Genomic DNA, 14,067 nt, shown 5'->3' on the forward strand with positions numbered 1-14,067 from the left:
GGGCATGAAAACACGCATTTTGTATGTGGAGGATGAATCAGATCTGGGAAATGTCACCAAACAATACTTAGAGATGATGGGATTCGACGTGTATTGGGCACTCGACGGCACTTCCGCATTAAAGGCGTATGGACAAGAGCAGTACGATATCAGTATTATCGATATACAATTGCCCGATACTGATGGATTCGCATTAGCGAAGCAAATCGGACAAATCAATGAGCAAGCGCAATTTCTATTTCTGACGGCTCGAAATATGAAAGAAGATAAGATTCAAGGACTTCAATTAGGTGCTTTTGATTACGTTACCAAACCGTTTGATGTAGATGAGCTGGTGCTACGCATTCGCAATTTTGTAAATAGACAAATGCGCTTTGCCAATTCATCGCGCGAGCACGCTAAAAACGAAATTTTCATCGATGACGTAAAATTGGACTTAAAATTGCTGTCATTATCTATAGGAGAAAGTTTCACGACAACACTAACCCTAAGAGAGCTAGAATTGCTTACGTTTTTGTACAAACAACGTAACCAAATAGTAAAGCGAGAGGAGATTCTGCTACACATCTGGGGCGACAATGATTACTTTCTAGGTCGCAGTTTAGATGTCTTTATATCAAGATTGAGGAAAGTGTTGTCCAGATCCAACAGTGTCAAGATAGATAACGTATATGGTGTGGGATTTAAACTAGTTTCTCCTAGATAATCTAAAAACGATGCGACGTATGACCAACAACGAATTCACCGCCTTAGTATCCTTGTTGGACGACCCCGATTATGCTATTTTCCAGCAGATTGAGCACAAACTGATTACCTGCGGACCCGACGTAATACCCGTACTAGAACAAACTTGGGAAGAGTCTTTTGATCCGCTCGCGCAATCACGCATTGAAAACATTATCCACAAAATTCAATTTGACGAAGTCAAAAATGAACTACAAATTTGGCAGCTAAACAATGCAGATGATTTGTTAGATGGGTTAATGATTATCAATCGGTATCAGTACCCCAACATGAATGAAGATCAGGTTTATTACCAATTAGCAGAGCTACGTAGCGCTGCTTGGATGGGCATGATGTACGACATGAGTGCGGTAGAAAAAGTGCGATTATTAAATAACGTGATTTTCCGTGAATTTGGCCTATCTGGAAATACAAGCAATTACCACGATCCGCAAAACTCGTTTATCAATCAAGTGTTAGAAACAAAGAAAGGTAATCCCATTTCACTGGCATGCATCTATGCTTTGGTAGCACAGAAATTAGATTTACCCATTTACGGGGTCAACTTACCTAAACATTTTGTATTGGCTTATATGGATGAATCCGAGCCAAGCAAGGCACTCTTCTACATTAATGTATTCAATCGTGGGCAGATCATGCAAGAAGAAGATATTCAGGCTTTCCTCAGACAGCTCAATCTTCCAATATCGCCAGAATATACGCACCCTTGCGACAATCCAGCCATCATCAAGCGCGTACTGCGCAATCTAATTTCGGCCTACGAACACGTGGATAACATGACCAAAAGAAATGATATTGCGCTTCTATTAGAACTTATTCAATAATAGTACTTCAAACAAATTATACGCTTCGTGTTAACGACGTATTCTAGCGGAAGCTCCAGTACCATTAGCTGTAGAATCTGCGGGAATCGTTCCGCGTGCATCAAGCGACACACCGACAGGTGTACGATTTGCGATCTGTAATACATCATCAGGTTGCACATTTCCTTCATCGGTAATTAAAAAACGTAGAACGGATCCACTTGTTCCCGAATTTGAATCGGCTACATATAGATACTGTGCGCCATCTCTTGTATCAATAGCTACACTTACCGGGTTTGTTAATAGTGTTTGAACACCAGTAATAACACGACTCGGTGCAATTTGAGTATTTGCTGAATGAGTAGAGAAGTTTTCGAAAAATAAAATACGACCTTGACCAGCCACGAGAGTCCCAGTAAGATCTACAGCTTCTGTAGCCACCATTAAGTCCAACTGCGGTGAATACGTCATACTATTTAAACTGCGGGAAGATGGAATATTTAAAGTAAAATCAGGAGTAATGTTAGGTAAAGAATCCAACGGATTACTCATTAAACGATTGGGAAGTTCTTCGTAAACTAGAATCTCTCCCTGTGTCGATGCGGTGGATATATAAGTTTTGTTACGGCGATCATTTTCCTGTATACTGATATCGTGTATAAACACAGCACGAATTATTTTGTCCGGAAACGGAAGTCGGTAATTAGGGAGAGCCGGATTACTTCTAGATCTTGGGCGGCTGTATACAAATAGATCTGACTGAGTAGGTCCTGCATCAGTAACTAATCTCGACCCTTGTAAAGCAGGCGGTATTGTGGTCGCGGCAGCACGAGCGTTGGCAAGCAGCAACATGTCGGTACTAGGGTGATAAGCAATCCCACGGACTGCTGTAATCAGTTCGCTATTCACAGTTCCTTGCGCAGCAAGAGTTCCACGAACGGTATCAATATTCATGACCTGCACAGAATTGTCAGTTCTGGCGATATTCTGCGCAGATTGAAAAAGCAATCTCGCTTCAGGACTATAAAATATAGCAGAGCCTCCGATAGCAAAAGTCCGATAATTTAAGTCATGTCGAGTAAAACTATTATCATCTGCCGGATCAACCACATATACATTTTGGATGACTTCCACATCGGAAAGACTAAACTGTGATGTCGATATATACAACCTACTAATTGGACGAGTTGGACGGATAGGCTCGTCATCATCACGCAGACAACCTGTCAACGTACTTAATATTAATCCCAAAATCATCAATCGACTCCAGCTCACCATGTTTACCATAATATTTAAACTACTACAAATGTAAAAAATAAAGTATTACGAAATACATGCCATTACATTTCTTAACACATCTTCACCTGCACGTTGTTCGAGATACAAATGTTACTAAACCATTGGAAATGAATACCACATTTATGTACATTTGCGAACTATGCATAAAGACGATTCCAAAATCATACGCAATCAGGTTCCTCGTTCGGATAAAAGAGAGCACTCTGCACCTTTGTATTTAACGTCCAGCTTTATCTTCGATAGCGCAGAGCAAGGGCGTGCTATCTTCGCAGAAGAGGAAGAGGGAATGGTATACTCTAGGTATTCCAATCCAAATACAGATGAGTTTATCAGCAAAGTATGTATTATGGAAGGTGCTGAAGCTGGCTTATCTTTTTCGTCGGGTATGGCGGCAGTATTTGCGTCTTTTGCAGCCTTTATTCATAGTGGCGACCACATTGTATCGAGCCGAGCCATCTTCGGATCTACACATCAATTGTTTACGCAACTTTTCCCGCGCTGGGGCGTTACCACGACGTACGTCGACGGTGTTGACAAAGCGCAATGGGAAGAAGCGATTCAAGAAAACACGAAAATCATCTTTTTAGAATCACCTTCCAATCCCGGTTTAGAATTAGTGGACTTGGAGTGGTTGGGCAAATTCAAAGAGAAATATCCGCATATATTGTTGATCATCGACAACTGCTTTGCTACGCCATATTTACAAAAACCATTGCAATATGGCTTTGATTTGTCGATTCATTCGGCTACGAAGTATATGGACGGACAAGGTCGCGTATTGGGCGGCGTAACGGTCGGTAAAAAAGAGCTGATTGATACGATGATGTTCTTCATTCGCCACACGGGTCCATCCATGTCTCCGTTCAATGCTTGGCTTATATCTAAAAGCTTGGACACACTGGGTTTACGCATGGATCGCCATTGTTCTAATGCATTAGCGCTGGCAGAAGCTTTGGAAAATAATCCAGAAATCGAAGATGTCAAATACCCATTTCTACCTTCGCATCCGCAATACGAATTGGCGAAGAAACAAATGAAAGCCGGTGGAGGCATCGTCACTTTCGTGGTGAAAGGCGGTTTCGAACGTGCGAAGAACTTCATTGATCATTTAGAAATGATTCTCTGTACATCCAACTTAGGTGATAATCGTTCGATTGTCACTCATCCAGCTTCTACCACCCACTCCAAACTGTCGGAAGAAGAAAGATTGAACCTAGGCATTAAGCCTGGATCTATCCGTCTTTCGGTTGGCTTAGAAGACAAAGAAGACATCATTGCCGATGTCACCAATGCGTTGGATCAGACAAAATAGGCATCAACTTGCTTCAGCAGAATTTGTGTATCTGCTTTATATTTTTGACATTTGTAATAGATGATTAGAATTTTGTCCATATTTCTATTGTTAGTATACTCGCTTACCAGCACGGGTGCGACGGTGTATTACCATACTTGTGGACAAAACTCTCAGATCTCCATTTTTAAGAAGCAAAATAACTCCAAGGCCTGTGCTTTCTGCACGGGAGACGAAGGTTCTTGTAGTTTGGAGCAACAAGAGCAAGATCACACGGATACTTCTTGTGAACTGGATCACACGTGCTGTACGGATGTACAGGTCGAACTAAACAACGGTGACGATCAAGCCGTTACCAACTTATTAAAGGATTTTAACACGCTTTCGCCAGCAGAATTTATTATTCCTTGGATCATGGTATTTCACCATGCATTATTTGATGCCCCTGCACCAAATAAGACCACACTTGCTTCTCTAGTGCCTACAGGCACATTCCCAAATACCTATCTCGTCAATTGCAATTTCCGTATTTGATTTTAGTGTAGTCTCATTATTCTGCCACGTAATTGGCAGCAAACAAGTACTCTACATTAAAATACATTTATGAAAAATATACATTATTTGTGTATAGCGTTATTTTTAGCGGCTATACAATGGTCATACGCGCAAGAAGCTAACAAGGTTACCTTTGACGTAGCAGGCAATTGCGGTATGTGTAAACAAAGAATCGAGAAAGCCGGTAAAGATGCCGGTGCATCCCAAATTGTATGGGATCCTAACACGGGCAAAGCCGAAGTTATCTTCAATAGCAAAAAAACTAGCGTTTCGAAGATAAAAGAAGCCATTGCGGCAGCGGGACATGATACTGACGAGTTCAAAGCGCCTGACGAAGTATACAATGCACTCCACACCTGCTGTCTGTATGAGCGCATGGGCGAAGAAGGTGCTGTGACAGGGAAAAAAATGCAAAACAATCCGGATGATCCTGCACATCACGATCATGATCACGAAGTACGTGGCGTGGTGGTGAATGAAAGCGAGAATGGCAACCTGAAACCTATCCAAGGCGCTACGGTGTACTGGCTAGAAAACCCAGAGAAGAAAGTACAATCGGACAAGGACGGAATTTTCAAGATCATGCACGAACATGATTATAAGCGTTTGGTCGTGTCTCACACAGCCATGCAGGCGGATACGTTGGAAGTCACGAAGATGCATGAAGTGCTGGTGGTACAGTCCAAAAACAATGTGTTGAAGGAAGTGGTGGTTTCTCGTCAACAGAAGTCCAACTACATCTCTCGCATGAATGCGACTCGCGTAGAAACGTTGACCGCAAGAGAACTTTTCAAAGCCGCTTGTTGTGATCTGAGCGAAAGTTTTGAGACCAATGCATCCGTAGATGTCGTGAGCAGTGATGCCGTCACCGGCAGCAAGCAAATCCAGATGTTGGGACTCAGCGGCATCTATACCCAATTGACCGTTGAAGGATTACCAGGACCAAGAGGTTTTGCGATTCCCTTGGGATTAAACAGCATTTCTGGCAGCTGGATTGATGCGATTAACATCAGTAAAGGTATTGGTTCGGTGGTCAATGGTTTTGAAAATATGGCCGGGCAAATCAACGTTGAGCTTAAAAAACCACATAATACGGATCGTCTTTATTTCAATGCCTATGGCAACAATATGGGCCGTACTGACGTCAACCTCAACGTTTCGCAGCGACTAAGTGATAATTGGTCTGTGGGCTTCTTATTGCATGACAATTTCATGTACAATCGTCACATGAACTTTAGTAATAATGGTTTTCGCGACATCCCAGTCGGAAATTTGTTTAGCGGTGTCAACCGTTGGCATTACCAGAATGATCACGGCGTGATTGTACAATTTGGCATCAAATATTTGCACGATAATCGTGTTGGTGGTGAGATTGATTTTGACAAAAACAACGATCAATTTACCACCAATCGATATGGATTAGGATTTATCAATAAGCGAGTAGAAGGTTTTGCGAAAGTAGGCTATGTATTTCCGACCAATCTGCACCGCAGCATTGGCTTGCAGCTGTCGGCAAGCAACTACGATCAAGAAAGCTTCTTCGGACTAACAGGATACAACAACAATCATTCTTCCGGCTACGCCAACCTGATTTTCCAAGATGTGATCGGCAGCGAAGCGCACAAATATAAAGTGGGTGCGTCCTTGCAATATGATAAGTACAAGGAAGATCTTTTTTACACTTCCCCAGGCATCAACTACCAAATGGGTCGGCAAGAGCGCGTAGCAGGTGTATTTGGAGAATATACCTACAGCCCGGTTGAAAAATTAGACGTGGTCTTGGGATTGCGCCAAGATCATAATAATTTGTACGGTTGGTTCACCACACCGCGCGGCGTGATTCGTTATCAGCCAGCCACCAACACGACCTTGCGTTTGAGCTCTGGCCGCGGACAGCGGACGGCTAATATCTTTGCAGAAAATTTAGGGATTTTTGCTTCGAGCAGAAGTATTGCGAATCTAGATGGTATCGTGAATGGTGCTGGCGCTTATGGCCTTCGGCCAGAAGTATCTTGGAACACTGGATTTAGCGTAGATCAAAACTTTTCATTATTTGGCCGCGAGGCGGGTGTATCCTTCGAACTTTTTCACAACAATTTTCAGAATCAGGTCGTGATCGATTGGGAGAATCCGCGTGAAGTCGGCTTCTATAATTTAGAGGGAAAATCCTTCTCCAACAGTTTGCAGACAGAGTTTCGTTTTATGCCGATCCAGCACTTAGAAGCGCGGTTTGCTTACCGTTATTTGGATGTGCAGACCGATTATCAAACTGGTCGCTTGCAAAAACCATTAATTGCAAAACACCGTGGTTTTATGAATTTGGGTTATAATACGCATGGCGGATGGTCGTTTGATTATACGCTAAATGTGGTGGGGCAAAAACGGATTCCACCAACCACAGGAAATCCTGTACAGTATCAATTAGAAGATCGTTCTCCAGCATACGTCACCATGAATGCACAAGTATCCAAGACATTTGGGAAGAACAAAAACTTCGATATATATGTCGGTGGTGAGAATCTAAGTAACTTCTTCCAAAAAGATCCAATTTTGGCTTTTGATCAGCCATTTGGCAGCAATTTCGACACCAATATGCTTTGGGGCCCGCTCACCGGACGCATGTTTTACACCGGAATTCGCTATCACATCAAATAAGCATGAGGTGATCGAAAACAAAGAATCCCTGATTAACAGCTTCTGTTAATCAGGGATTCTTTTTATAAAGACCATGTCAGTTCTTATCGATCCCCTGCTATAAACTGTTTCAATTCACGATATAAACGAGCGGTCGGCAATCCCATCACATTCTCGTACGCGCCATCGATGCGTTCTACCGCAATACGGCCGATCCATTCTTGAATCCCGTACGAACCGGCCTTATCCATTGGATTGTAATTGGCTATGTAATAATCAATCTCTTGCTCTTCCAACTCCACAAACCATACCGCGGTGCGCTCCACAAACTGATGCACCCGACCGCGCAAGGCCAAGGTCACTCCTGTATAGACTGCGTGTTCACGACCGGATAACTGAGCAAGTACAGATTTCGCTTCAGCCACATCGGCCGGCTTGCCCAGCATCGTACCGTGTTCGTCAGCCACTAAAGTATCGGCTACGATCACCAGACGATCATGATAAGATTCGTCCGAGAAAGCGGTTAGTTTAGCTGCCGCAATGGCCGATACAATTTCTTCTGGCGTGAGCGTGGTATCAATATGCTCATCCACTTCTGGAATCTCTACCGTAAAATCTAAATCCAATTTTCGAAGTAGCTCCTGTCTTCTGGGAGACTGTGAACCCAATATAATCGGAGTATCTTTTAATTTTTCAATAAATATCATGCTACTAATTACTTTTAACACTGGACGAAGCCGGCCATTTTCCTTGAGTTTTCAATACTTTTTCTAATACATCGCGCACAGCACCTTGGCCGCCAGCAAAGGGAGATTGATAACGACTGATCGCTTTAATCTCTTCCGCCGCGTCTTTCGGACAGGCTGGCAAGCCTATGATAGACATGGCTTCTAAATCGGGCATATCATCTCCCATATACAGTGTGCATTTTAGATCAATCGAAAGCTGTTCGCAAAGTTGCAATAGCAATGTTTTCTTGTCGGCAACGCCCAAATGGATATGCTCTACACCTAATCCGCGTAAGCGTTTTTCTACGCCAGTAGAGCGACCGCCTGTAATGATCAGAATAAGTATGCCTGCTTGCACGGCTGCTTGGATGGCAAATCCGTCGCGCACGTGAAAAGTGCGGAGTTGATGGCCTTCTTCGGTAACGAGAATCGTTCCATCGGTCAATACGCCATCTACATCCAGCACGACGGTCTGGATGTGTTGAAAATCTCTCAATATCATATCGCTTCAAAAGTAGGGATAAAATCCGGATGCCGAATCAAAGCGCTGCTCATTCCATAACAAAAAAGGCTTCCCGTTGGGAAGCCTACAAAACCATTTGTTCTAGTTTATTTTTTGTTAGATTCTCCAGGTTTGGAGATCGACGTACGCATATCCGTATCTGCCTGAATATTTTGCATTTTATAATAATCCATGATACCGAGATTACCATTGCGGAATGCTTCAGCCATCGCCATTGGCACCTGTGCTTCGGCTTCGATTACCTTCGCTCTCGCTTCTTGCGCTTTGGCGCGCATTTCTTGCTCATTGGCTACGGCCATCGCACGGCGCTCTTCTGCACGCGCATTCGCTACCTTCAAATCGGCTTCTGCCTGATCCGTCTGTAGTTTTGCACCTACGTTTTCGCCGATATCAATATCGGCGATATCGATGGATAAGATTTCGAATGCCGTACCCGAATCCAATCCTTTGGAAAGCACCGTCTTCGAGATCCGATCTGGATTTTCCAACACATGTTTATGATCGATGGATGAACCAATGGTGGTCACGATACCCTCTCCGACGCGCGCGAGGATTGTTTCCTCGCCAGCACCACCTACGAGTTGATTAATATTCGCACGAACAGTCACACGCGCTTTGGCGATAAGCTGTATACCATCTTTCGCCACAGCGGCTACGGGCGGCGTGTTGATCACGTTAGGATTTACCGACAACTGCACTGCATCAAATACATCTCTACCTGCCAAATCGATGGCTGTAGCTAATTTAAAATCGAGTGGAATATTGGCTTTATCAGCCGATATCAATGCTTTAATTACTTTATTTACATTTCCACCCGCGAGGTAATGCGTCTCAATTTCATTGGTGGTAATTCTTAAACCTGCTTTCGTCGAAATAATCATCGCATTAGAAATTAATGCTGGTGGTACTTTACGGAGTCTCATCAGCACTAGATTTAACAAGCTGATTTTTACATTGGATAATTGCGCCGTGAACCACAGATTGACTGGTAAGAGGTAAAGCAATAGAAATAGGGCAATGACTGCACCTACAATAATTAAAACAATTTGTATTTCAGATCCCATATTCAGATTAATTGTATATCTCCTAAAGATATAAAAAAGTATACATAATACGCGATTTAGCTAGCCTTAACTTGAGGTTTAATATTCGATTCCGTAAAATAATTTCACCATTCGACGCATTTTATCCATATTTGAATCATCGTTTAGCAATTACCACCAAATATCTTATGAAAAGGCACCATATCTTAAAGATCCAGTTTTTCACGGGTGTTATCGCTGCCTACGCCATTTTGATCTACGCATTCGTTTATTATTTAAACAGACAGAATGACTATGCCAAGACGACGTTGCAATACAGCGAGACATTTAGACAAAAGGCCGATGTATTGAGCAACTTTGAGAACCAGCTTTTGAATATCAATCGGGTAAAATCTGACTTCCTCACGCGAGGATCTACCAATACGATATTGCAACTCAATCATTATATCCAAAAAGCAACTGGTCATCTCATCGAGTTTGAACAATCTAATGACCTTTATAGCGGCAGTCTACCTGAGTTCGAAATGTTGCGCGGACTGCTTCGCCGCATCAGCCACCTCGACTCACTACAGCAAGTGATGAAAGATAAGACGCTTGATGAAAAAGCAGTTGCGCTCGCAGTTGAAGAGCAAATGATTCACAACACCTGTGACGTGGTGATAACGGCAATATTTGAGATCAACAAACAAAAAATAAAGGAAGAAACACTTAAGTTACAAGATGCGATGTACGTAGTGCTTCCGCTAAACATAGTGGCTTTGCTCGCCATACTTTATGTGCTGTATAGTACCTATATGATTAGCGAAAAGTTGCGTGTATCCACTATTCAAGAAAAACAAATCAAATCGGAGCTTACCATCGCAAATAAACGCTTTGAGAGCACTAACTGGATTTTGGATAGAACCAACAGAATATACGATGAACTCATCGGTATTGATAAACTAGCGGATATTGCCGAGATCTCGCTCCGCAAGATTATGCGATCGATGGAGCAAGCATTTTATGCAGGCGCTATTTACATCAAAGAAGAGCATAGTGACATCTTTGAACGCATCGCAATGATGGGCTTTGAAGATACTCAAGTTGTAACCAGTTTTAAAACTGGACAAGGCATCTTGGGAATGGCTGTACAGCACAATAAACAAAAAATCTATGAAGGATCAGAGGCCGAACACATCAAACTATATTCTACCTTTATTGATCGGATCAATCCTCAGATTATATTAGTTCCCATTATCCACGATTCTGAAGTGGTAGGATTACTTGAATTGGCTCTCAAAATAGATTCGGAAAGTATCGATCGAACCACCGAATACCTCAGCCGTGCCACACGGATCATAGCGGCAGCTATCAAGTCGGGACAGAATCATGCGGTTGTTCAAAAATTATTGCTCACAACTCAAAAGCAAACAGAAGAATTAAGTGCGCAGCAAGAAGAATTGCGGATGACAAATGATGAATTAGTATACCAAACTAACCTTTTAGAATCCAGCGAAGAAGAATTACGCGTACAGCAAGAAGAGCTATCTCAAACAAATACCGAGCTGAATGCTAAGGCAAAAGAGCTAGAAAATCGTAACCAAGAGCTCAAAGAAGCTCAAAAAGTGGTAGAATCAAAAATTGCAGAGGTCGAACAAGCTAGCTTGTATAAATCGGAATTTATGGCCAACATGAGCCATGAGCTACGAACGCCATTGAATAGTATCTTGATATTGGCCAAATTGCTGGAAGAAAATAAGCACCACAACCTAAATGAAGATCAACGTAAACATGCAGCGGTAATCTACAGCGCTGGGTCAGATCTCTTAGAACTAATCAATCAATTGTTAGATCTAGCAAAAATTGAATCTGGAAAAGTCGATGTGCTATCTGAAGTAATACATACTTCGGTATTAACACAAAATCTTGAAAACCTATTCAAGCAGACTGCAACACAGAAAAATATTCAATTCAATATAGAGACGTCCGAATTTCCGGATACGTTCATTTCAGACGAATATCGCTTAGAGCAGGTCATTAAAAATTTCTTATCAAACGCTTTCAAATTCACCAATGCGAATGGCTCTATATCTCTCAAATTGACGCAAGAGAATGACCAGTTGTTATTTTCGGTAAAGGATACGGGCAAAGGAATTCCTGCAGAGAAAAGACAATTAATCTTTGAGGCTTTCCGACAGGAAGATGGGTCTACCAGTAGAAAGTATGGTGGTACTGGACTTGGGCTTTCTATTAGTCTAGAAATTGCCGCCTTGCTCAACGGAAATATTCAGCTAGAAAGTGAATTGGATAAAGGTAGTATTTTCACGTTATCTATACCTTTCAAGACATCTGTGGATGCTACAGCAGCAGTCGCTCCAGCACCAACAGTATCTTTGTCTAGCTCACCTGCATTAGACGAGATCATACCTCACGTAGAGAAATTAAAAACGGCGCGAAGTATATTGATCGTGGAAGACGATATCAATTTTGCCTACATTTTAAAAGATTTTGCAGAACAATATTCCTTTGACGTGATGCTAGCGCACGATGGGCCGCAAGGGATTGAAATGGCAAAAACGCATTTACCCGACGCGATCATTCTGGATGTGATGCTGCCTATCGCAGATGGATGGAATGTATTGCGTACGCTTAAGTCAGATCCGCAAACCCAAGGTATACCGATACACATGATGTCTGCAGCCAATATCAAGCAAAAAGATACGCTAGAAAAAGGTGCCATCGGATTTTTGTCCAAACCGGTAACAGAACAAAATATTAAAAAAGCATTTTCTAATATTATTCTCAATATCGATCAAGACGTCAAAAAAGTACTACTGGTAGAAGATCAAGAGGTCATGAGTGAGTTTATTAAAAATTCTTTTGCCGAGCAAAACATCAATATAATACAGGCTTTTACTAAGAAATCTGCATTAGAGAAATTACGGACAGAAGACAATATAGACTGTATCATTCTGGATATCACGTTGCCTGATAGTAGCGGACTTGGGTTGCTCGAGCAGATCAAAAAAGATGATGCATTCAAGAACATTCCCGTGATTATTAACACAGCGGAGGAATTGACAGCGGAGCAAACCGATCGAATCGCGCGATACACCAAATCGATGATCCATAAGGATGGAAAATCTACCGACAGACTGATCGATGAGGTCAATCTATTTCTGAACAAGATCAATAATGTAGATTATGAACCGATCCGTAACAGCAAAAAGCTCGACAAAGCAACCTATACCGAAGCAAATAACCTGCGCGGCAAGCGCGTATTGGTTGTTGATGATGATATGCGGAATGTGTTTGCGTTGACTACGGCACTTAAAGAGCATGATCTTCATATTGAAATCGCGAACAACGGGAGAGAAGCACTTGATATCATTCAAAATCAAGAACAACCTTTCAACATAGTCCTCATGGACGTCATGATGCCTGAAATGGATGGCTATAACGCTATTGAACATATCAGGAAAGAACCCAAATATGCTAGATTACCCATTATTGCAGTAACGGCCAAAGCTATGCATGGAGACCATGAAAAATTGATACAACTTGGCGCAAATGATTATATCAGCAAGCCAATAGATATGGATAAATTAATCGCTTTGATGCAAGTATGGTTAAGTTAAAAGGTGAACCGGCATACTTATCATTTGAAGAGTTAGAGGAGATCATAGGATTACTTAGGCAAACATCAGGCTTCGATTTATCTGGATATAGCCGATCATCTCTAAAAAGAAGGATTCAGCGCGTGATGGGTCTGGATCGAATGGATTTTGTTGATCTCAAAAATGCGCTAGTGAACGCGCCGGGTTTTCAGACCTATCTCATGTACGAGATTACTGTTAACGTGACGGAAATGTTTAGAGATCCAGATTTTTTCCAAGCACTGCATGCGCTTGTTATCCCCTATTTACGCACGTTTCCACGAGTCAAAATTTGGAGTGCAGGCTGCGCTAGTGGGGAGGAAGTGTATTCGTTAGCGATTTTATTGTTACAGAATAAATTGTACGAACGTTCTTTTATTTACGGAACAGACGTGAACTCTCATATTATTGAAGTCGCCAAAAAAGGCATTTATCCTTTACAAAAAATCAAGACATACACCGAGAATTTTAACCACTATACGACCGAAGAATCCTTTTCTAAATACTATACCGTAAAGTATGATATGGCTATCATATCCAACCACTTACGTAGCAACACCCTGTTCTCGACCCACAATCTAGTCTCAGATTCTGTATTCAACGAATTTCAGTTGATCACGTGCAGAAACGTGATGATATATTTTGACCACAATTTGCAGAGTCGAGTACTAGAATTGCTCTATAATTCGCTCTCTCCTTTTGGCTTTCTCTGTCTTGGTGCCAAAGAGAATTTAACGAATCATCCTATTATCGATAAGTTTAGGATCATTAGTCGCAAACACAACATCTACCAAAAAATAAAATAGCAGAAT

At 42.0% G+C, this 14,067-nt stretch carries 11 protein-coding genes; 7 read left to right on the plus strand and 4 right to left on the minus strand.

The features are described from left to right. Nucleotides 1-4 precede the first annotated feature (4 nt). Both GKO22_RS12200 and GKO22_RS12205 read left to right on the plus strand, forming a co-directional pair. Nucleotides 5-706: a response regulator transcription factor gene (locus GKO22_RS12200; RefSeq protein ID WP_166335397.1), complete on the plus strand. Its 702-nt coding sequence runs from the start codon at nucleotides 5-7 to the stop codon at nucleotides 704-706. Between the two features lie 19 nt (nucleotides 707-725). After that, nucleotides 726-1,568: a transglutaminase-like domain-containing protein gene (locus GKO22_RS12205; protein ID WP_166335399.1), complete on the plus strand. Its 843-nt coding sequence runs from the start codon at nucleotides 726-728 to the stop codon at nucleotides 1,566-1,568. A gap of 30 nt (nucleotides 1,569-1,598) precedes the next feature. On the opposite strand, the gene GKO22_RS12210 is transcribed toward GKO22_RS12205, so the two are convergent. Continuing rightward, nucleotides 1,599-2,834: a hypothetical protein gene (locus GKO22_RS12210; protein WP_166335401.1), complete on the minus strand. Its 1,236-nt coding sequence runs from the start codon at nucleotides 2,832-2,834 to the stop codon at nucleotides 1,599-1,601. Between the two features lie 151 nt (nucleotides 2,835-2,985). Here GKO22_RS12210 and GKO22_RS12215 point away from each other — a divergent pair, with 151 nt between their 5' ends. From GKO22_RS12215 to GKO22_RS12225, 3 genes are all read left to right on the plus strand, one after another. Further along, nucleotides 2,986-4,158 carry a trans-sulfuration enzyme family protein gene (locus tag GKO22_RS12215; RefSeq protein ID WP_166335403.1) on the plus strand — a complete coding sequence of 391 codons (1,173 nt, stop codon included), beginning with the start codon at nucleotides 2,986-2,988 and terminating at the stop codon, nucleotides 4,156-4,158. A gap of 60 nt (nucleotides 4,159-4,218) precedes the next feature. Beyond that, nucleotides 4,219-4,671, plus strand: coding sequence for a hypothetical protein (locus GKO22_RS12220; protein WP_166335405.1), 453 nt, complete (start codon nucleotides 4,219-4,221; stop codon nucleotides 4,669-4,671). 69 nt (nucleotides 4,672-4,740) lie between these two features. Next, a complete protein-coding gene (locus tag GKO22_RS12225) occupies nucleotides 4,741-7,347 on the plus strand; it encodes a TonB-dependent receptor domain-containing protein (RefSeq protein ID WP_166335407.1) in 2,607 nt (868 codons plus the stop codon). A gap of 83 nt (nucleotides 7,348-7,430) precedes the next feature. On the opposite strand, the gene GKO22_RS12230 is transcribed toward GKO22_RS12225, so the two are convergent. The 3 genes from GKO22_RS12230 to floA all read right to left on the minus strand — a co-directional run bounded on the left by GKO22_RS12230 (nucleotide 7,431) and on the right by floA (nucleotide 9,641). After that, nucleotides 7,431-8,033 carry a Maf family protein gene (locus GKO22_RS12230; RefSeq protein ID WP_166335409.1) on the minus strand — a complete coding sequence of 201 codons (603 nt, stop codon included), beginning with the start codon at nucleotides 8,031-8,033 and terminating at the stop codon, nucleotides 7,431-7,433. 4 nt (nucleotides 8,034-8,037) lie between these two features. Next, nucleotides 8,038-8,556 (minus strand): KdsC family phosphatase, encoded by a 519-nt coding sequence (locus GKO22_RS12235; protein WP_166335411.1) that lies wholly within the window; start codon nucleotides 8,554-8,556, stop codon nucleotides 8,038-8,040. A 107-nt stretch (nucleotides 8,557-8,663) separates the two neighbouring features. Beyond that, the gene (gene floA, locus GKO22_RS12240; protein WP_166335413.1) at nucleotides 8,664-9,641 is read right to left on the minus strand and encodes a flotillin-like protein FloA; all 978 of its coding nucleotides are present in this window, start codon (nucleotides 9,639-9,641) and stop codon (nucleotides 8,664-8,666) included. A gap of 167 nt (nucleotides 9,642-9,808) precedes the next feature. Between floA and GKO22_RS12245 the strand changes: the two genes are divergently transcribed. Beyond that, nucleotides 9,809-13,237 carry a response regulator gene (locus GKO22_RS12245; RefSeq protein ID WP_166335415.1) on the plus strand — a complete coding sequence of 1,143 codons (3,429 nt, stop codon included), beginning with the start codon at nucleotides 9,809-9,811 and terminating at the stop codon, nucleotides 13,235-13,237. After that, nucleotides 13,225-14,061 carry a CheR family methyltransferase gene (locus GKO22_RS12250; RefSeq protein ID WP_166335416.1) on the plus strand — a complete coding sequence of 279 codons (837 nt, stop codon included), beginning with the start codon at nucleotides 13,225-13,227 and terminating at the stop codon, nucleotides 14,059-14,061. The genes GKO22_RS12245 and GKO22_RS12250 overlap by 13 nt, the downstream gene beginning before the upstream one ends. The last annotated feature ends 6 nt before the right edge of the window (nucleotides 14,062-14,067 follow it).

It is taken from the genome of Sphingobacterium chungjuense (genome assembly GCF_011316935.1).
GTDB lineage: Bacteria > Bacteroidota > Bacteroidia > Sphingobacteriales > Sphingobacteriaceae > Sphingobacterium > Sphingobacterium chungjuense.

What these genes read in the sequence shown, in the direction of transcription:
- GKO22_RS12220 (WP_166335405.1), top strand. Translation starts at nt 4,219, where the DNA reads ATGATTAGAATTTTGTCCATATTTCTATTGTTAGTATACTCGCTTACC.
- GKO22_RS12225 (WP_166335407.1), top strand. Translation starts at nt 4,741, where the DNA reads ATGAAAAATATACATTATTTGTGTATAGCGTTATTTTTAGCGGCTATA.
- GKO22_RS12200 (WP_166335397.1), top strand. Translation starts at nt 5, where the DNA reads ATGAAAACACGCATTTTGTATGTGGAGGATGAATCAGATCTGGGAAAT.
- GKO22_RS12215 (WP_166335403.1), top strand. Translation starts at nt 2,986, where the DNA reads ATGCATAAAGACGATTCCAAAATCATACGCAATCAGGTTCCTCGTTCG.
- GKO22_RS12245 (WP_166335415.1), top strand. Translation starts at nt 9,809, where the DNA reads ATGAAAAGGCACCATATCTTAAAGATCCAGTTTTTCACGGGTGTTATC.
- GKO22_RS12205 (WP_166335399.1), top strand. Translation starts at nt 726, where the DNA reads ATGACCAACAACGAATTCACCGCCTTAGTATCCTTGTTGGACGACCCC.
- GKO22_RS12235 (WP_166335411.1), bottom strand. Translation starts at nt 8,556, where the DNA reads ATGATATTGAGAGATTTTCAACACATCCAGACCGTCGTGCTGGATGTA.
- floA (WP_166335413.1), bottom strand. Translation starts at nt 9,641, where the DNA reads ATGGGATCTGAAATACAAATTGTTTTAATTATTGTAGGTGCAGTCATT.
- GKO22_RS12250 (WP_166335416.1), top strand. Translation starts at nt 13,225, where the DNA reads ATGGTTAAGTTAAAAGGTGAACCGGCATACTTATCATTTGAAGAGTTA.
- GKO22_RS12230 (WP_166335409.1), bottom strand. Translation starts at nt 8,033, where the DNA reads ATGATATTTATTGAAAAATTAAAAGATACTCCGATTATATTGGGTTCA.
- GKO22_RS12210 (WP_166335401.1), bottom strand. Translation starts at nt 2,834, where the DNA reads ATGGTAAACATGGTGAGCTGGAGTCGATTGATGATTTTGGGATTAATA.